This window comes from Nocardia sp. TBRC8007 (assembly GCF_056629435.1).
On sequence record NZ_JBWSOR010000269.1, the window covers coordinates 1 to 207 of the forward strand.

The window sequence follows — 207 nt, forward strand, 5'->3', positions numbered from 1 at the left end:
CTCGGACTCGTCGACGACGTCCACGCGGTCGAACAACTCCGAGCGGGGCAGTCGCTCACCTGCAGTCCCGGCCGAATCGGGTCCGAACAGATCGTGGCCGATGGTGCCGATCGAGTCGGTGCGGGACTGCTCCCGGAGGACCTGCATGCCCTCGGCACACGATTGGGGTTCACCACCGCGGTGACCTGGTCGACACACACCGGATGT

The 207-nt window shown here is 66.7% G+C and carries 1 protein-coding gene; it reads left to right on the top strand.

Annotated elements, in window-relative coordinates; translation table 11 throughout:
• A partial coding sequence (locus tag ACX4ZE_RS23610; RefSeq protein ID WP_480275673.1) for a hypothetical protein occupies window positions 1-207 on the top strand: 207 nt, incomplete at both ends.